General features: G+C 69.9%; 14 protein-coding genes. 6 read left to right on the top strand and 8 right to left on the bottom strand.

Translation table 11 applies throughout. The annotated features are described in order from the left end of the window. Nucleotides 1-2: 2 nt before the first annotated feature. A complete protein-coding gene (locus AC3EO7_RS13020; protein WP_435591286.1) occupies nt 3-1178 on the bottom strand; it encodes a serine hydrolase domain-containing protein in 1176 nt (391 codons plus the stop codon). 330 nt (nt 1179-1508) lie between these two features. Between AC3EO7_RS13020 and AC3EO7_RS13015 the strand changes: the two genes are divergently transcribed. Further along, nucleotides 1509-1751: a hypothetical protein gene (locus AC3EO7_RS13015; protein WP_435591285.1), complete on the top strand. Its 243-nt coding sequence runs from the start codon at nt 1509-1511 to the stop codon at nt 1749-1751. A 163-nt stretch (nt 1752-1914) separates the two neighbouring features. Here the strand turns inward: AC3EO7_RS13015 and AC3EO7_RS13010 are convergent, their stop codons facing one another. Then, nucleotides 1915-2406, bottom strand: a complete 492-nt coding sequence (locus tag AC3EO7_RS13010) for an inorganic diphosphatase (RefSeq protein ID WP_431967350.1) — start codon at nt 2404-2406, stop codon at nt 1915-1917. Between the two features lie 235 nt (nt 2407-2641). On the opposite strand from AC3EO7_RS13010, the gene dacB reads away from it, so the two are divergent. From dacB to hpt, 4 genes are all read left to right on the top strand, one after another. After that, complete coding sequence (gene dacB / locus AC3EO7_RS13005; RefSeq protein WP_431967348.1) at nt 2642-4033, top strand: D-alanyl-D-alanine carboxypeptidase/D-alanyl-D-alanine endopeptidase; 1392 nt, start codon at nt 2642-2644, stop codon at nt 4031-4033. A 13-nt stretch (nt 4034-4046) separates the two neighbouring features. Further along, nucleotides 4047-5165 (top strand): zinc-dependent metalloprotease, encoded by a 1119-nt coding sequence (locus AC3EO7_RS13000; protein WP_431967346.1) that lies wholly within the window; start codon nt 4047-4049, stop codon nt 5163-5165. 138 nt (nt 5166-5303) lie between these two features. Beyond that, nucleotides 5304-6386 carry a tRNA lysidine(34) synthetase TilS gene (gene tilS / locus AC3EO7_RS12995; RefSeq protein WP_435591284.1) on the top strand — a complete coding sequence of 361 codons (1083 nt, stop codon included), beginning with the start codon at nt 5304-5306 and terminating at the stop codon, nt 6384-6386. A gap of 58 nt (nt 6387-6444) precedes the next feature. Then, nucleotides 6445-7002, top strand: a complete 558-nt coding sequence (hpt, locus tag AC3EO7_RS12990) for a hypoxanthine phosphoribosyltransferase (protein WP_431967342.1) — start codon at nt 6445-6447, stop codon at nt 7000-7002. Between the two features lie 20 nt (nt 7003-7022). Here the strand turns inward: hpt and AC3EO7_RS12985 are convergent, their stop codons facing one another. The 3 genes from AC3EO7_RS12985 to AC3EO7_RS12975 are packed head-to-tail and all read right to left on the bottom strand — an operon-like array spanning nt 7023 to nt 12590. After that, entirely contained in the window at nt 7023-7730 is a 708-nt protein-coding gene (locus tag AC3EO7_RS12985; RefSeq protein ID WP_435591283.1) for a cyclase family protein, read from the bottom strand. A 19-nt stretch (nt 7731-7749) separates the two neighbouring features. After that, the gene (locus tag AC3EO7_RS12980) at nt 7750-9915 is read right to left on the bottom strand and encodes a serine/threonine protein kinase (protein WP_435591282.1); all 2166 of its coding nucleotides are present in this window, start codon (nt 9913-9915) and stop codon (nt 7750-7752) included. Further along, complete coding sequence (locus AC3EO7_RS12975; protein WP_435591281.1) at nt 9912-12590, bottom strand: serine/threonine-protein kinase; 2679 nt, start codon at nt 12588-12590, stop codon at nt 9912-9914. Before AC3EO7_RS12975 ends, AC3EO7_RS12980 begins: the two co-directional genes overlap by 4 nt. A gap of 271 nt (nt 12591-12861) precedes the next feature. Between AC3EO7_RS12975 and AC3EO7_RS12970 the strand changes: the two genes are divergently transcribed. Further along, nucleotides 12862-14247 carry an amidase gene (locus AC3EO7_RS12970; protein ID WP_435591280.1) on the top strand — a complete coding sequence of 462 codons (1386 nt, stop codon included), beginning with the start codon at nt 12862-12864 and terminating at the stop codon, nt 14245-14247. Between the two features lie 17 nt (nt 14248-14264). On the opposite strand, the gene AC3EO7_RS12965 is transcribed toward AC3EO7_RS12970, so the two are convergent. From AC3EO7_RS12965 to AC3EO7_RS12955, 3 genes are all read right to left on the bottom strand, one after another. Then, nucleotides 14265-15149 (bottom strand): LysR family transcriptional regulator, encoded by an 885-nt coding sequence (locus tag AC3EO7_RS12965; protein WP_431967332.1) that lies wholly within the window; start codon nt 15147-15149, stop codon nt 14265-14267. A gap of 470 nt (nt 15150-15619) precedes the next feature. After that, entirely contained in the window at nt 15620-16453 is an 834-nt protein-coding gene (locus AC3EO7_RS12960; RefSeq protein WP_431967330.1) for an SDR family oxidoreductase, read from the bottom strand. Further along, nucleotides 16450-18057 (bottom strand): aldehyde dehydrogenase family protein, encoded by a 1608-nt coding sequence (locus tag AC3EO7_RS12955; RefSeq protein WP_431967328.1) that lies wholly within the window; start codon nt 18055-18057, stop codon nt 16450-16452. Before AC3EO7_RS12955 ends, AC3EO7_RS12960 begins: the two co-directional genes overlap by 4 nt. Between the last annotated feature and the right edge of the window lie 67 nt (nt 18058-18124).

Here is an 18124-nt window from a genome sequence, read left to right as displayed (position 1 = left end):
GATCACCGCGAGCACACGGCGGCGTCGAACGCTCGCTGCACCAACTCGGCGGTCTCTTCGCTGGTCGGCAGCTGATTCACGGTGACGGTCACCGCGAGCCCGTCGGCGGTGACGCCGTTGCGGGTCTCGAATCCCGGGATGCTGCCGCCGTGTCCCCACACCTCTTTGCCACAGGAATTCGGCAGGTGGATGAGCCCCAATCCGTAGCCGGCCTCCGGCATCCGGTCGAAGGGCACGGTGCGCCGCATCTCGTCGAGTTGCGCGGCGGGCAGCAGCCTGCCGTTCAGCAGCGCGCGGAAGAAGCGGTTCAGGTCGGCGCCGGTCGCGATCATCGCGCCCGCGGCGTCGGCCCAGGAGGGGTCGAGGTCGGTGAAATCCGCGCGCACGCCGTCGATCTCGTGGTAGCCGACGGGATGCGGTCCGCGGATTCCGGTCTCACCCACCGCGGGGAACCAGGTGTCGCGCAAGCCGAGCGGCTCGATGATCCGCGCGGTGATCTCGGCGGACGCGCTGCGTCCGGTCGTTTGCTGGATCAGCATGCCGAGCAGCACGTAGTTGGTGTTGGTGTACACCGCGCGAGCGCCGGGCTCGTAGTTCGGCGGCATGGTCATCGCCAGGCGCACCAGTTCGGCCGGGTCGTATCGCCGCAGGCGCACTGCCTCGGTGTCGACCTCCAGCTGCGCGGTGCCGCGCTCGGCGCGCAGTTCGGGATCGCCTCCGGCCAGGTAGTCGGGCAGGCCGCTGGTGTGCTGAAGCAGCTGCCGCACCGTGATCCGGTTTCCGTCGTTGCCGCTGCCGTGCACCACGCCGGGCAGGTAGCGCTCGACGGGCGCGTCGAGTTCGACCTTGCCCTCGGCGACCAGTTGCAGCACGACCGTAGCGACGAATGTCTTTGTGTTGCTGCCGATTCGCACGCGTGCATCACCGGGAAACGGTGCGCTCGTGGCGATATCGCCGACGCCCGCGGTAACCGTGCGGTCGCCCGCATCGGTGGTGAGCACCGCCTGCGCGCCGGGGAAGCCACCGTGCACCGTCGCGTCCAGCGCCCGCTGAATCGCCACGGTACGGTCGGCGTCGGCCGGCACGGTGTCGGTGGCGCACGCCGCGGCGGCGAACAGCGCGCCGAGACAGATCCCGGCCGCGGCCGCGCGCAGGCCGTTGTGTCGAAAAACGGTCATGAGCTGTGCGTTCCTCTCCTCAGTGCGCGGCGCAACGCTTGTGCGCCTTGCGTTTCCGAGCATAGGAACGCGAGCTCGGCGCGCCTATGACGCGCGCACCCGTATTCGCGGTGGTGCGTACCGGATCCGCGAGGTAGTGCCAGCACTACCTCGGCCTCCGGTCGCGTACGTCTCCGGTCGGCCGTAGCGGGGGAAACGCCGCGAAGGGTAGAGAAGGTGGAATCGCCCGAGGGCTGGGGTGATCGAACCCTAGGGGTGGCTGTTCGCGGTCGTTTTCCCGCCTACCTTTTGAGGAGTCAACTTCAAACCTCGCTTTCCAGGAGCAGTGAAATGCGATTCAAGTCCTTCCTCGCCGCTGGCCTTCTTGCCACCGCAGCCGTCGCCGGGGTGTCGACGGCTGCCACGGCGAACGCCGCGCCGACCTACCAGGCCGCGGGTTACGGCGCCACCTACATCGGCACCTACGCCACCTTCGAAGCCTGCCGCGCCGACGGCGTCTCGCCCAGCACCGGCGGCTACTACTGGGAGTGCGTCGAGGCCTGGGACGGCTGGGACCTCTACATCTACTACTGACGGCTCACGAGACCATCCGTAAACGGCGCTGCCGCACCGTGATCGGATTCCTGGGGACGTCCGGCACAAGCCGGGCGTCCCCCTTCGCGTTCGGGGGCGGCACGATGCGGGACAACGAAAAAGGCGGGAGGTCCGTACGGACCTCCCGCCTTCGTCGTGTGGCTCAGTGGCCGCCCTTCTCCTCCAGGCGCTTGAAGGAGGCCGCCACCTCGGCTTCGGCCTCGGCGCGACCGACCCACTCCGAACCCTTCACGAACTTGCCAGGCTCCAGGTCCTTGTAGCGCTCGAAGAAGTGCTTGATCGCCGAGAGCTCGTACTCCGGCACGTCGGCCAGGTCCTGGATGTGGTCCCAGCGCGGATCGCCCGCGGGCACACACAGCACCTTGGCGTCGCCGCCCGCCTCGTCCTCCATCTTGTACATCGCGACCGGACGCGCCTCGACGATCACGCCGGGGAACACCGAGTCGGGCAGCAGGACCAGCGCGTCCAGCGGGTCGCCGTCCTCGCCGAGCGAGTTCTCGATGAAGCCGTAGTCGGCCGGGTAGGCCATGGAGGTGTAGAGGAATCGGTCGAGGCGGACCCGCCCGGTCTCGTGATCGACCTCGTACTTGTTGCGAGAACCCTTGGGGATCTCGATGGTGACGTCGAACTCCACGCCATCTCCTTCTGTGCTGCATCCGGTGGCTCGAGCAGGCACGACCGCCGACTCGCCAGGTTGTTCGGGGGAACGGTAGCGAAACGAGGATAGTGTGATCGGTGGGGCCGAGGTTTCGAAGGGCATGCGCCACGGTGGTGCGCGTCAGCCGAGTCAGGGAGACGACGGGCACGTGTTTGGTGGGAACAAGAGGAATATCGGTGACTTGGCCGCGCGGCGACGCCGCAGGACATGGATGGGATTCGGGGTCACCCTCGCGGTGCTGCTGATCGCCGCCGCGGGCGCGCTGGTCGTCATCGAGCCGTGGACGCCGGAATTCCGGCACGGTGGGCTGACCGTCGCCGCGCCGCCCGCCCTTGTCGAGCCGTTCCCACAGGTGGCGCCCGCGCCGTCGGACGCGCCCGCGCCCAGTCCGGCCGGGGTCGTCGCCGCACTCGGGCCCGCGCTGGGCAATCCGGATCTGGGCGCGTTCGCGGGCATCGTCACCGACGCCGACAGCGGGACCACGCTGTGGAGCCAGGATCCCGGCACGCCGATGATCCCGTCGTCCACCGCCAAGATCCTCACCACCGCGGCCGCGCTGCTCGCGCTGCCCCCGGACCAGCGGGTCGCCACCAGGGTGGTCGCCGGTGCGGCGCCCGGCGAACTGGTTCTGGTCGGCGGCGGCGATCCGACGCTCACTGCGCAGGCCGACGGCAAGGGCTACTACCCGAACGGGCCGCGCCTGGCTGACCTGGTCGCGCAGATCCGCTTCTCCGGAAGCGCGGTGGACACCATCGTCGTCGACACCACCGCCTTCGCGGGCGCGACCATGGCCAAGGGCTGGGAGGACGCCGACATCCCCGGCGGCTCCATCGCGCCGATCGAATCGGTGATGATCGACGGCGGCCGCCTCGACCCGCTCGTCGAGTACTCCCCGCGCACCGCGACGCCCGCGCTGGACGCCGGACGCAGGCTGGCCGCCGAACTCGGGCTCGACCCCGGCCGGGTGCGCCCGGGCAAGGCCGCGCCGGACGCGGCCGAGGTGGCGAGCGTGCAGTCCGCGCCGCTGCGTGACCGGCTGCGCGACATGATGGTCCACTCCGACAACGTGCTCGCCGAGACCATCGGCCGGGAAATCGCCCTGGCGACCGGGTACGAACCGTCGTTCGACGGCGCGGTCGCCGCCGTGGCCGCCACACTGGTGAAGGCGGGCTTCGATACGAACGGGGTGGTGATGCACGACACCAGCGGACTCTCGACGGACGACCGCATCCCCGCGCGCCTGCTCGGCAAGATCGTCGCCACCGCGGCCCAGTCGGCCGGTGACACGCCCGCGGGCACCAAGGCACGGCCCGCGGGCGACAAGCTCTCCGCCACGCTGGCGCCGATGCTCGACGATCTGCCGGTCGCGGGCGCGACGGGCTCGCTGGCCAGCCGGTACGTCACCCAGAACAGGGGCGGCGCCGGGTGGGTGCGCGCCAAGACCGGAACTCTCACGGTGGCCAGCACGTTGGTCGGGTATGTGCTCGACCGGGATGGCCGGGTGCTGGCCTTCGCGTTGATGTCGAACGATCGGCCGCCGGAGGTGAGCAGGCCCGCGTTGGACGCCATCGCAGGCACGCTGCGCAACTGTGGATGCTCGTGACGGGTGGTTGACCATGTTCGAAGGCGCTGACAATACTCGCGAATCCGCTCTCGCCGATTCGGTATCGGACGGCAAGGCGCAGCGGCGTCACTCCGGGTTGTCCGGCGCCGTCGACTGGCGGCTGGCCGCCCGCACCGGATCGGCCCTGGTTCCGCCGGGGCCGCGCACCTCGCGGTATTCGGCCGAACAGGTAGTCGCCGAATTGGCCGAGGCGTCCGTGCGGGCCGAGATTCCGGTCCGCCAGGTGAGCGGCCTGCTCGACGACCAGCCTGTGCCCGCGGCGCGCATCGTCGACCGGCCCGGCTGGATCGGCGCGGCCGCCGACTCCATGGCCCAGCTCACCGGCACCGGCGGCGATCCGCACGGCCGCGGCCTGCTCGCGGGCAAACCCGCCGGCGTGCAGGCGGGCGCCATGCTGGCCTTCCTCTCCACGGCGATCCTCGGCCAGTACGACCCCTTCACCGGACCGGACGGCACGCTGCTGCTGGTCGCGCCGAACATCATGGCCGTCGAGCGCGCGCTCGGCGTCCCGCCGAGCGATTTCCGCTTCTGGGTGTGCCTGCACGAGGTGACCCACCGGGTGCAGTTCTCCTCCGCCCCTTGGCTGGCCGGTTACATGCGGACCAATGTCGATGTGCTCTCCGAGGTGGGCGACGAGCCGGTGGCCGACATGCTGGGCCGACTGGTCGACGAACTGCGCGACCGCCGCCGCGGCACCGCGCACGACGACCCGGCCACCCGCGGCGTGGTCGGTCTGCTGCGCGCCACCCAGGCGCCGCCGCAGCGCGAGGCGCTCGATCGGCTGCTCATGCTCGGCACCCTGCTCGAAGGCCACGCCGACCACGTGATGGACGCCGTCGGCCCCAGTGTCATCCCGTCGGTCGGGCAGATCCGCGCGGCCTTCGACAAGCGCCGCAAGCGCCCGACCAACCCGCTGCAACGCCTGCTGCGCGCCCTGCTCGGCGTGGACGCCAAGGTCGCCCAGTACGTCCGTGGCAAGGCTTTCGTCGATCACGTCGTCGACCGCGTCGGCATGGAGCGGTTCAACGTCGTGTGGACGAACCCCGAGACCCTGCCCCTGCCGGACGAGATCGAGAACCCGGACCGCTGGATCGCCCGCGTGCTGGGCTGAGCGTTCGCCGGGCAGGCCGCGCGATCGGGGCCCGGCGAACGGAAACTTCGGTGCTGCTTGCTTTTCGCGGGGTGAACGGCCGGATTCGCGCTTCGGTCCCGGCATCGTGTCGAGCAGAGGATGGGTAATGTCCTCGGCATGGGCCGTGCCGTACGAGCGACGCCCGGGCCGCGCGAGGCGACCGGGTCGACCGCGGGCAACCCTGGTTCGGGCGAGCCGCGCAGGCTGCCGGAAACCGCGGCGGTGCTCGAGGTCAGGCGCGCGGTGCGGGCCTGGGCGGGGGAGTACCTGGCCGCCGGTGCGGCGGTCGCGGTCGGCCTGTCCGGTGGGGCGGACTCGCTCGCGCTGACGGCCGCGGCGGTCGTCGAGATGGGGGACGTCCACGCGCTGATCGTCGACCATCGCCTGCAAGACGGCTCGGGGCAAGTGGCGGCGGACGCCGCGGCGGCGGCGCTCGCGCTCGGCTGCCGGTCGGCCCGGGTGCTCGCGGTGGACGTCGGCGTCGAGGGCGGTGTGGAAGCGGCGGCTAGGACGGCCAGGTACCGGGCGTTGGACGCCGCCCGCGAGGGTGCGCCCGTCCTGCTCGGCCACACCCTCGACGACCAGGCCGAGACGGTGCTGCTCGGCCTCGCGCGCGGTTCCGGCGGACGCTCGATTCACGGCATGGCGGCCTACGCGGAACCGTGGGGCAGGCCCCTGCTCGGCATCCGGCGAGCCACGACCAGGCAGATGTGCGCCGACCTCGGTCGCACACCACACGAGGACCCGCACAACCTGTCGCCCGAGTTCACCAGGGTCCGGCTGCGCACGGAGGCGTTGCCCCTGCTCGAGGACGTGCTCGGCGGCGGTGTCGCGGCCGCGCTGGCCCGCACCGCCGAGCAGCTGCGCGAGGACGGCGCGCTGCTCGACGTGCTTGCCGATGAGTTGCTGGAGGCTGCCAGGGTGCCCGGGACCGTCGGTGATGAGGTGGCGTTGTCCATCGAGACGCTCGCCACTGCCCCCGCCGCGCTGCGCCGCAGGGCGATCCGGTCCTGGCTGTTGGACAGCGGTGCGAAAAACCTGACCGACAAGCATTTACGTGCGGTGGACGCCCTGGTGACGGCGTGGCGCGGGCAGGGCGGCGTCGCCGTCGGCGGCGGGTCACCGGACACGAGGTTGGTTGCGGCGCGCGAACATGGCAGGCTGACATTGCGTGGACACGACCGATGCCCGCGCAAGTGACTGATGCCGAGCGGGATCGATCGAAACCAGCGGCGCACAGGAAGGGAAACCAACTGACGTGTACGGGGACGACATCGCGTCGGTGCTGATCACCGAGGAACAGATCGCCGCCAAGACGCAGGAATTGGCCGAGCTCATCGCCAAGCGCTATCCGGCCGACGCACCCGAGGGCGATTTGCTGCTTGTTGGCGTGCTCAAGGGTGCGATCTTCTTCATGACCGATCTGGCCAAGGCGCTGCCCATTCCGACCCAGATGGAGTTCATGGCCGTCTCCTCCTACGGCTCGTCCACCTCGTCGTCGGGCGTGGTGCGGATCATGAAGGACCTGGACAAGGACATCGCGGGCCGCAACGTGCTGATCGTCGAGGACATCATCGACTCCGGCCTGACCCTGTCCTGGCTCAAGCGCAACCTGTCCACCCGCAACCCGGCCTCGCTCGAGGTGGTCACTCTGCTGCGCAAGCCGGACGCGCTGCGCACCCACGTCGAGGTCGCCCACGTGGGCTTCGACATCCCGAACGAGTTCGTCGTCGGCTACGGCCTCGACTACGCCGAGCGCTACCGCGACCTGCCCTACATCGGCACGCTCGACCCGAAGGTGTACGGCGGGTCCTGAGTCGACGGGTCCTGGTCGATTCAGGGCAGCAGCGCGAAAATCGTTGCCGGTGAGCCCGATCCGCCACGGTAGAGCGGGCCGCCGACCAGGATCCACGCGCCCGTCGTCGGCAGTTCCGCCAGATTCGCCAGGCACTCCAGGCTGATCCGGCGCTCGCGGTAGAGCAGCTTGGAGACGGTGTAGGAGTCGTCGGCGCCGAGGTCGGGGCCGAAGGTGTCGATGCCGAGTGCGCCGCGTGTGCCGAGCCGCCCGGTGCGCAGCAGCCATTCCATCGTCTCGACCGCGAAACCCGGCTGGCGACCTGCCGATTCGCCGGTGCCGACGAATTCCGGCCCACCCCATTTGGCGTCCCATCCGGTCCACGCGATCACCGCGGCGCCGTCCGGGATGCGGCCTTGCTGCGACTCCCACCGCCGCAGATCGTCCACCGTGACGGCGTAATCGCGGTCCGCCGCGCACTGCTCGCGCACGTCTATGCGCACGGCGGGCAGCAGCAGGTCGGCGGGTTCCAGTTCGTCGGCGGCGAGCCCGTCGGCATGGAAGTGGATCGGCGCGCCCCAATGGGTCCCGGTGTGCTCGCCCTGCTGGATGTACCGCAGGTAGTAGCCGTCGTCGGCCACGGTGGCGACGACGTCAATTCGGAATTCCGGATCGCCGGGAAAGATCGGCGCGGTCGCCGGATCGTGCACATGCGACAGGCTGACCAGCCTGCCGAACGGTGGCTTCATCGCGCTCCTGGGTGCGTGGCTACAGACCCGGCGCCGTCACCCGCCGCAGCGCGTCCAGATCCCGTTCCATGGCGCGGAACAGCAGGTAGACCACGACGAAGGTGACGATGCTCGCGATGCACATTATCCGCAGCGAGACGATGATCTTGGTCAGGTCCGGGGTGCTCAACAGGGTCGACCCCGCGACCGCGATGAGCGGAACCGATGCGGCGAGCAGCACATACAAGCCACTGCGGCGGCGCAGCGCGCGCAGATCCTCGGCCTCGGCTCGTTCGATTCCGCCCTGACCCAAGAACATCGGGTAGATGCAGCGAACGATGTAGAAGTTCATCAGCAGGAACGGATACGTCATCGCGATGACGCCGGAGACCGTGTGCAGGATCATGAAATGCGTGTAGTCACTGGCCGATACCTGGTCGGTGGTGCCGCGCAGGGCGAGCGGATAGACGAGGCCGGAGAGCAGCCACAGCGTGAAGATGATCAGCGCGGCCCGGTCCCCGAGTCGCACGGCCTCGGCGCGTGCCTTGCGCAGCATGTCCTTGTCGTAGCGGACGCCGGCTGCCAACCCGTGCGGCACCGTGATCAGGTATCTGGCCAGGTAGACGAGCAGCACCGTGCTGATGGCGAAGCCGAGGCCGTTGACGATCACCGAGTAGATCTCGAACTGCCGCTGCGCCTGTGCGGACTGCCTGCTGTGCATGAGCATGTTGTTGTGGTCGATGTTGTAGGCCGAGGCCAGCAGGTTGGGCACCGCGATGGCCAGGCCGACCAGCACCACGCGCCAGGCCCGCAGCCGCACCCGCCAGCTGCGCTCGGGCGGGTCGACCAGGTCGCGGGCCCGCGGGTCGAGGCACAGATCCAGCTGCTCGGCCAGCACCGCGCCGCTCGGCCAGCGCCGCCGCGGATCGGGCTCCAGGCAGGTCAGCAGGACGCGGCGCAGTGCGGGCGGGCAGTCGGCGGGCAGCTGCGCTAGCGCCGCCGCGGGCACCCCCGCTCGGCGCGTGCGAAGGGCGGCCTCGACGGTGGCGGGCTCGTCGGCGAAAGGTCGTGTTCCGGTCAGCAATTCCCACAGCAGGACGCCGAGCGCGTAGAGGTCGCTGCGGGTGTCGGGCGCGGGGGTGTCGGGATCGAGCGCGGCGGCGAGCTGTTCCGGAGACCGATAGGCCAGCCAATCGCGCAGCGCGGCAGAGGAATCGGGCGGCGCGGCGGTGCTTTCGCCGGGGGTGAAGTCGGCGAGTTTGGGGATGCCCTCGCTGGTGAACAGCACGTTGGCCGGGTCGATGGCGTGGTGGGCGATGCCGTGACGGTCGGCGTATCCCACCGCGTCGGCGAGGCGGCGGCCGATCCAGGCCACCGTTTCCGGCCAGCTGAGCGTGGCGAGCTCGGCGCGCACCAGGGAGTCCGAGGGCCGGATCTCGCCCTTCGCCTCGATCGCCGCGTCCAGCGCGCCGAGCAGCAGCGCGCCGCCCATCTCCGCGTCGGCCGCGCGGCGACGCCGCAACAACTCCGCCGCGGTGCCGCCGGGCAGGTACTGCATGTAGACGAGGCTGCTGATCTCGCCGCCGGAAGTGAGCACCCGCTCGTCGAATACCCGGACGATATGGGGGTGATCGAGCTGGACCATCGGCTGCGGGTCCGCGCCGCCCGCCGTGGCCACCCGCACCGCGACCACCCGCTGCATGGACCGCTGCCTGGCCAGGAACACCCGTCCGGCGCGGCCGCGGCCCAGTTCGGTCCGCAGGTCGAAATCATCGATCCGCTGCCCTGGCGCGAGTTCGCCGGGGTCGCGATCGACGTGCACCATTCCCGAGTGATAGTGGTCGCCGGTGAGCCGGTCGCGCACCGCGTCGGCCAGTTCGGGGTACTCCGCGAGGAACTCCTCCAGCGGGAGCGGACCGCGGCCGCGCCGGGCGATGAATTCCTCGCACACCAGGTCGACCAGCTCCGGACTGTTGCCGACCTCGGGAAATTCCTTGCGGTACTCCTCGATGCGCTTCGCGGGCCCGCGGCCGCCCCAGCGGTGCCGCAGGTCGATGCGGACCAGGTCGGCGAGCACCGCGACCCTGACCTCGGTGCCGTCGGGAACGTAGTCGGCCAGGCGCGGCGGGTTCGCGCCCGCACCGAGCAGGCAGCGCTGCCAATCGGCGGTGAAGCGGGCGACCGGGTTCACGGGCGCGACGGTCACGGCCGCTCCGCGGCGGCGCGCGGCCGACTGTCGTACCGGCGCGCGCGACGTTGCGCACCCTGCTGCGGGCCGGTCTCGCCGCTGGCGACCACCCGCTCCAGCGCGCGCAGGTCCGCCTCGAGGGCACGGAACAGCAGATACGACCCGACGAAGGCGACGATGGCGCCCGCGCACAGCACACGCACCGCGAAGATCACCATGGGGATGTCTTCGGGCGGCAGGAAGGTCACCCCGGCCACCGCGAGCAGCGGCACCGAGGCGGCGATCGCCAGGTAGCCGTTGGCCCGCCGGTCGAGTCCGCGCAGCCGGTCCGCGTCCTCGACGCTGATGTCCCCGTGCCGCAGGAAGATCGGATAGATGCTGCGGATCAGGTAGAAGGTCGCGAGGAAGAACGGGTACGACGCCGCGATCGCGCCGCAGACCAGCAGCGAGGCCATGAAGTGCACTACCGCGCGGGCGGGAATGCCGCCGGTGGACAGCTGCATCGCGATCGGGAAGGTGAACGCGGCGAGCAGCCACAGCAGGAACGGGATGAGCACCGCTGTCTCGCCGAGCCGCAGCGTGTCGGTTCTGGCGCGGCGCAAGGTGTCCGGGTCGTAGCGTTTGCCTCTGCGCAGCCCCTTGGTCACCGAGAGTACGTAGCGCGACGAGTAGATGATGGTGAAGAACCCGATCGGGAAGAACACCGCGTTCACCACACCGGTGATGATCAGGAAGGTGCTCTGAGCGTCCTCGGGCATTCGGTCCACGATGAGGTTCTGGTTGTGCTGGATGTTGTAGAGCGAGGCCAGCATGTTCGGCAGCGCGATCGCCACGATCAGCACCGGGATGATGTAGGGCTGCAACCGCTGCCGCCAGCTGCCCGGCTTCGGGTCGACCAGGTCGCGCGCGCGTTCGTCCAGGCACAGGTCGAGCTGTTTGGCCAGCGTCGCGCCGTCGGACCAGCGTTCGCTGCGCTCGGGTCGCAGGCAGGTCATCAACACGCGGCGCAGTGCCGCGGGACAGTCCTTCGGTATCCGCTCCTGCGCCGCGGCGTCCACCCCGACGCTGCGCCGCTCCAGCATCGCCTCCAGCGTGGTGTCGTCGCCGCGGGTGCCCGCGCCGGCGGTGGTGTCGTCGAAGGGCTTCGCGCCGGTGAGCAGTTCCCACAGCACCACGCCGAGCGAGAAGATATCCGAGCGGGTGTCGAGGTCGGCGGCGGAACGCTCGCGGCCGGGATGACAGGCCTCCAGCTGTTCGGGCGACATGTAGGCCAGCGAGCCGCCGAAGTAGGCGACCGGGCTGGTGCCCTCCACATTGCGGCTGAAGCTGATGTTGAAGTCGGCGAGCTTCGGCACGGCCTCGGCGGTGAGCAGCACGTTGGCCGGCTTCACGTCGCGGTGCAGCACGCCGTGCGCGGAGGCGTAGTCGAGCGCCTCGGCCAGCCTGCGGCCCAGCCAGGCGACGGTCTCCGGCCAGCTCAGTGTGGCGATCTCGGCGCGCACGCTGGAATCGGTCGGGCGGATCTCGCCCTTCTCCTCCATCGCCGCGTCCACCGCGTCGAGCAGCAGCCGGCCGCTGCGTTCCTCCGGCGAGGTGGCGCGCACCCAACGCAACACGCCGAGCAGCGTGCCGCCGGGGAGGAACTGCATGTAGAGCAGGCGCAACCGCCGCGCGGTCCCGCTCGTTTCGCCCGCGTCGAGCAGCCGCTGGTCGAAGACCCGCACGATGTAGTCGTGGTCGAGCTGGGCGAGGGTCTGCGGCTCGGTGCCGCGGTCGGCGGAGATCTTCACCGCGACGAGCCGCTGCATGGAGCGCTGCCTGGCCAGGAAGACCCGGGCGAACGCACCGCTGCCCAGACCGGTCAGCAGGTCGAAGTCGTCGACGCGCTGGCCGACCTCGATGCGGTCCAGGGGGTCGAGACGACCCGGCCCGGTACCCATCGTGGTGCCGATCGCGGTTGCGGTTCCGGTCAGATCGGCGGTACTCGTTGCCTCCGCCGTGGGATTCACGCCTCTACCACGAACCGATGCGGTGTTTTGGTTCAGCGCGTCGGTGCGATCAGGCGGAGTGGTGGACGCGAGCGCGGTGCGGGTGGCGTCGTCGAGCGCGGCGCGGGTGGCGTCACCGCCGGTGCTGCCGAAGTCCTCGCCCGGCGCTCGCAACGATTCCTCCAGCGGGGCCCAGCGGGTGCTCTGGTCGATGTCGTCGGCATTCAGAAGATCGCGTAACTCGGCCGCTTGGGACGGATATTCGAGCAGACATTCCCGCGGGTCGACGCGCTCGCCGCTCTGACGGCGGACGACGAATTCCTCGTACACCAAACCGGCTGGTATGTTCTGTGGTTCGAGCTCGGGGAATTCGGCGCAGTATTCGGCCAATCGTTTGCGCCGCGGCGTTGGCGGGGGTGTTTCCGGACGAGGCGGTCCTGCCGCGGCCTTGCGCAGCCACCGGTACCGCATATCCACCCGGATCAGTTCGATCAGCGCCTGACGGCGCAGGGTCCGCGCGTCGGGGAGGAACGCGCTGATCTCGGGGAGTAGTCCGGGCCCCTCATCTGGGGCGATGCCGAGCACGGCGGCCCACGCCGCGGCGAAGGCCTCGACCGCGACGAGATCGGATCTGCGCAACCGGCCGTCGGCCTCGGTGTCGGAAGCCGTGTCCGGACGGGTATTTCTATCGGAGTCGGCACTCATTCTCGGACCTGCTAGCTGTGGCGGATGATCGGGAAATCCGCACTGTCGATCGCTGGGTGTACCGGATAAAATCCGCCACACCCGACGTCATCGTCCCCCGAGCGGTATCGGGAATGATAACTTGCGCCACAACAGCGGATCACCCGATTTCGACGACGATGCGACGGGGGCGAATCAGCACATGCACAACAAGGCTACGGCGGTAGCGGAGGGCTTGGCTGCAATCACCGAAACCGCTAGTACGGAAAAACCGTCCGCCCAGGAGGTACGCATGGGCGAGAGCGAGCCAGGGGGGCCGCATTCCGGCGGGGAAGCAGAGGCGCCGCGGGGGCCTGCGGCGGTCATCGCCGCGGCTGTGCGGGAGGGCTCGCTGAGGCCCACCGAGGTCGTCGACGCGGCTATCGAGCTCATCACCACCGAGGACGCGACAACGGGCGCGTTCAGCGTGGTGCGCGCCAAGCGCGCCGTCGCCGAGGCCATCGCGCTGGAGCAGCGCGAGGATCTGGACGTGCTGCCGCTGGCGGGCGTGCCGGTGGCGATCAAGCACAACATCCCGGTGACGGGCGAAACGGTGCTGTGCGGTTCGGCCGCGACCGACACCGGCGAGGCCACGGCCGACCACCCGGTGGTGCGCAGGCTGCGCGACGCGGGCGCCGTCGTCGTCGGACTCACCACGACCCCGGAGCTCGGGCTCTGGGCGACCACCGACGACCAGCACCGGACCGCCAGGAATCCGTGGGACATCACGCGCAGCACGGGTGGGTCCTCGGGCGGCGCGGCCGCGGCGGTCGCGGCCGGATTCGTTCCGGTGGCGCACGGCAACGACGGCCTCGGCTCGGTGCGCATCCCCGCGGCCAGCTGTGGCGTCTACGGAATCAAGCCGGGCAGGCACACCGTGCCCGCGGAGGTCGGCGTCGACTCGTGGGCCGGCATGGTGGAGAACGGCGTGCTCGCGACGACCGTCGGCGACGCCGCGCTCGCGCTATCGGTCATGGCCGCCCGTCCGGACCTAGCCGACCTGGAACCGCCCGGCCGACTACGCATCGCGCTGGTCGTCACACCGCCCTCCCGGCTGGCCCGCGTCGACCCGCACTGGGCCGCCGCCGCGCGCAAAGCCGCGGCCGTCGCAGCGGCCGCGGGACACCGGGTGGAGACGACCGCGCTGCCCTACGGCGACGCCGTACTCGCACTGCTGCTCCGCTGGCTGACGGTGGCGCTGCCCGAGGCCGCCACCCTCGCCCATCCCGAACGTCTGCAACCGCGCACCCGCCGTCATCTGGCGATCGGCCGCTTCGTCCAGCGGCTCGGGCTGGTGCGGGCCGCCCAGGTCGACCGCATCGAAGCCCGGCTGCTCGAATTCTTCGAAGACTACGACGTGGTGATCACTCCCACGCTGGCCACCGCGCCCCCGCGGGCGCGCGCCTGGCACCGCAGAGGCTGGCTCGCCAATGTGCTCACCGGCTTCCGCTTCTCGCCGTTCACGCCGATCTGGAATCTGGTCGGCTGGCCCGCCGCCTCCGTGCCGATGGGCATGCACCCCTACTCCGGCACGCCGGTCGCCGCCCAGCTGGCCGGTCCGCCCGGCAGCGAAGCCACCGTGCTGCGCCTTTCCGCCCAACTCGAACTGCTGCATCCCTGGCGGCGCACCGTGCGCTGACGGTGCGCCGGGAAACGTCAGCTGGCCAGTGGCTGCTGGGTGGAGAAGCCACCCTCGACGGCGCGCGCCGCGAATTCCAGGATGGTCGGACGAGCGTCGTCGGCCCGCCACGCGACCGCGAGCTCGCACGGGGCGAGTCCGATCAGCGGCCGCGCGGTGAGGCCCGGCCAGCGGTACATCGGCACGTTGTTCTCGGCGAGCAGGCAGACACCGAGACCGAGGCTCACGGCCTCCAGCTTGTCCTCGGGCGTGGCCGCCTCGGCGCCGATCTTGGGCTGGCGGCCGTTGCGCGCGTCGTTGCCCAGCCAGAAGTCGCGCACCGCGCCCGCCTCGGAGGGCAGCGCGATGAACGGCTCGTCGAGCAGGTCGGCGAAGTCGATGGCCTCCTGATCGGCCAGCGGGTGGTTCTCCGGTAGCAGCACCCAGCGCGGCTCGGTGCGCAGGACTTCCCAGCGGTACCGGTTCGGGTCCGGCAGCGGCAGCCAGACCAGGGCCAGGTCGGCCTGCCGACCGGCCAGACCGCTGGACGGGTCGGTCCAGGAGGCGGCGTGCAGCGCCAGCCGGTGGCCGCTGGCGCTCTCCAGGTCGTTGAGGAGTCCGCGGCCGAGCGCGGACTGGATGCCGACGCGCAGCACCTCGCCCGCCTCTTGCAGGGAGACGTTGGTGACCTCCCAGAGTTCGAGGATCTTGCGGGCGCCTTCGAGCAATTCCTTGCCTGCGACGGTCAGCGCGACACTGCGCTGGTTGCGGTCGAACAGGACCACGTCGAGCTGGCGTTCCAGCTGACGGATCTGACGCGACAGAGTCGGTTGTGCGATATGCAGCCGCTGAGCGGCGTTGGTGAAATGAAGTTCCTCAGCGACGGCGACGAAATACCGCAGGTCGCGCAAATGCGGGTCCATAGCCCCTTGCTATCAGAATCAGTCCTCAATTTCCAGCCTTATCAGGCCGAAAAGTTTGGATACGGGTGCCGAAACAGTCGGCAGGTTTGTTAGGGACAGCATATTGCCTGACGTGGTCATCTGCACCATCGGCTCGGCGAATTTCCGGCACCCGCCTCGGCATTGGCGCCGCCCGCATACCTTGGTCGCTTGACCAGCGCTTATGTTACAGATCCGTGATCTGCGTTGTGGACGGCCCCGCGCGATCCGCTAACTCAGTCACCGAACAGAAACCAGTCGCTGACCGGGTGGATCTTGTTACGGCCGAAATGAGTGATATTGGTCACAATTTGACCGTATGGTTGCATAGAACGAGTGACGGCGGCTGCCACCAGCCACCCCGCCGGGTGCGACATCCGGCACACATGACGAAGGCGCTGTGATCGACGGCAAACCGTGATCACAGCGCCTTCCGACCCGCCCGGGTGGCTTTACACGCCCCGTGCTCGTTCCTCGTAGGCCTTGCGCTTGTCGGCGTCCACGTCGTCGAGGAACGCGCGACTCGAGCCGAGCGCCCGCGCGATACCGTCGCCGACGGCTTCCGGCAGCAGGCCGACGACCTGGGAGATGATCCCGGCCACCGCGGTGACCCTGACCTTGGACCGCGGCGTCTCGATCAGCCCGACGATCGCGTCGGCGATCTCCTCCGGCTCGGCGGGCCGCAGCAGCTTCGGCGCGGACACACCGGAGCCGAGCTCGGTGTTGGTCAGCGTCGGCAGCACCGAGGAGAAACGCACGCCCGTGTCGCGGTACTCCTCGCGGAGAGTGTCGGTGAAGCCGAGCACCGCGTGCTTGCTGGCGTTGTAGGTGGCCAGCCCGGGGATGTGCGTCTCGCCCGCGAGCGAGGCGACGTTGATGACGTGCCCGCTGCGGCGCGGCAGCATCCTGGCCAGCGCCAGCTTGGAGCCGAGGATCACCCCGTAGACGTTGATGTCCAGGATGCGGCGGGTGATCTGATCCGGCTCGTCGACCAGCTTGCCGGTCGGCATGATGCCCGCGTTGTTGATGAGCACGTCGATCGGGCCGAGGGTGCGCTCGACCTCGTCCAGGAACGACTCGAACGAGTTCGCGTCGGTGACGTCGAGCTTGCCGTACAGCTCGAAGCCGCGCGCGACGCCGGATTCCTTGACGGTGGTCTCGTCGACATCGCCGATCGCGATCTTGGCGCCGAGCGCCTGCAACGCGCTGGCGGTGGCCAGGCCGATGCCGCGAGCGCCGCCGGTGATGACGACGACTTTGCCTCGGATCTTCGCCGGGTCGGTCACTTGTTGTCTCCCTTGAGCTTCAGCAGTGCGGGGATGTCGATGCGGCGCAGGCCGCGCGCGCCCGCGGCACGCATGGCGCCGAGCGCGGTGAGCAGCTTGATGTTCTGGTACGGGTACCAGAACAGTTCCTTCTGCTGGGTGGGCAGGATCGGCTTGGTGATCGCCTGCTGGCGGCAGTACTTGCGCACGCCGTTGGCACCGCCCCAGCGCGCGCCGACGCCGGACAGCCCCCAGCCGCCCATCGGCAGCGCGTAGCTGAACAGGTTGGCGAAGACGTCGTTGATGTTCACCGCGCCCGCGTTCAGCTGGCGGGCGATGCGCTCGCCGCGCTCCTTGTCACCGGTCCACACCGAGGCCGACAGGCCGTAGACGGAATCGTTGGCCAGCCGGATCGCCTCGGCCTCGTCGGCGACCTTCATCACCGGCAGCGTCGGGCCGAACGTCTCCTCGGCCACGCACGACATGCTGTGATCCACGTCGACGAGCACCGTCGGCTCGAAGAAGGTGCCCTGGCCGGTGCGCTTGCCGCCGGTGAGCACCTTCGCGCCCGCCGCGACCGCCTCATCGACGTGGCGCTGCACGATGTTCACCTGGTTCTCGTTGGCCAGCGCGCCCACGTCGTGCTTCAGCTCGCGACCGTCGATGCCCTGGCGCAGCGCCTGCACATTGGCGGTCAGCTTGGCGACGAACTCGTCGTAGACGGGCGCTTCGACGTAGACGCGCTCGACCGAGATGCACACCTGACCCGCGTTGAACATGCCGCCGAAGGCGATGCCGTGCGCCGCGCGATCGAGGTCCGCGTCGGCGAGCACGATGGCCGGATCCTTGCCGCCGAGTTCGAGGCTGTACGGAATCATCCGCTCCACACACGCCGCCGCGATCTTGCGGCCGGTAGCGGTGGAGCCGGTGAACTGGAGGTAATCGGCATTGCCGACCACGGCGGCTCCGGTCTCGCCCGCGCCGGTGACCACGGTGAACACCGGCGGCGCGCCGATCTCCGCCCAGCCCCTTGCCAATTCGAGCGCGGACAGCGGGGTGACCTCGGACGGCTTGAGGATCACCGCGGCGCCCGCGGCGAGCGCCGGGATCACGTCCATCACCGGCATGGCCAGCGGGAAGTTCCACGGGGTGATGACGCCGACCACCGGGTACGGCCGGTAGGCGGTGGTGAGCTTCTTGACGCGGGCCAGCGGACTGTGCGGCGACGGGTGGTCGTCGGCGAGGAACTTGCCTGCGCGGCGCGCGTAGTAGCCGATCAGGTCGGCGCCGAAGGACGGATCGATGAGGGCGTCGGCGCGCGGCTTGGAGGTCTCGGACTGGAGCACGTCGGCGAGATGCTCGGTGTTGTCGATCAGCCAGTCCTGGAGTTTCAGCAGCCATTCCTTGCGGCCCTCGGCGCCGATGGCCTCCCACTCCGGCTGGTAGAGCCGCAGTTCGCGCACCTTCGCCGCGACCTCGTCGGCGCTCTGCGCGGGTACCGTGCCGACGATCTGGCCGGTGCCGGGATTGCGTACCTCGATGACGGCGGGCGCGTCCTTCTTCGCGACAGGTTTGCGCGCGGACGCCTTCTTCGCCGTGCTCGGCGAGGACTCGGTGTTGGTCACTGCTGTTCTCCCACTGACGTTGTGTGCGCCCAGTCGCTCGGCGCTGTGAACCAGCTCACTGAACTAT

The sequence above is a fragment of the Nocardia sp. bgisy118 genome (assembly GCF_057708605.1).
This window is presented reverse-complemented; position numbering and strand designations above follow the sequence as displayed.